The sequence below is a fragment of the Elizabethkingia argenteiflava genome (assembly GCF_009904105.1).
Taxonomy (GTDB): domain Bacteria; phylum Bacteroidota; class Bacteroidia; order Flavobacteriales; family Weeksellaceae; genus Elizabethkingia; species Elizabethkingia argenteiflava.
The window spans coordinates 1-341 of sequence record NZ_JAAABJ010000443.1 but is presented as its reverse complement, the minus strand read 5'-3'; the positions used below and the strand labels follow the sequence as shown (position 1 = coordinate 341).

Annotated in this window: 1 protein-coding gene; it reads left to right on the top strand. The window is 37.2% G+C overall.

Annotated features, from left to right (window positions below; all coding sequences use genetic code 11):
* Positions 1-11: 11 nt before the first annotated feature.
* Positions 12-341 (top strand): transposase (locus tag GNY06_RS05190; RefSeq protein WP_166519099.1); only part of this gene is annotated, 330 nt, incomplete at its 3' end.

The following is a 341-nucleotide window of genomic DNA, read 5'->3' as shown; positions in this document are numbered from 1 at the left end:
TACGTATAAAAATGGGGCAAAAGGCTGAAGCTAGTTTAGGGATTATGGATAGTCAAAGTGTACGTTGGGGTAATAACAGAGGGCTTCACGGAGTAGACGGTAATAAGAAGATAAAAGGTATAAAGCTTCATGTGGTAGTAGACAAGAATGGCTTTCTAATAGCAGTAATGCTATGTGTTGCCAATATTCATGACAGTAAGGCTGGACTACTTTTACTTAGAATGATAAATGAAGGACTTATGAAGTTTAAATGTATCCTTGCTGATGCTGGGTATAGAGGAGAATTTATAGAGAAAGCCGATAAGCTTTATTCCTATCTGATAAAAGTAGTAAGCAGGGAC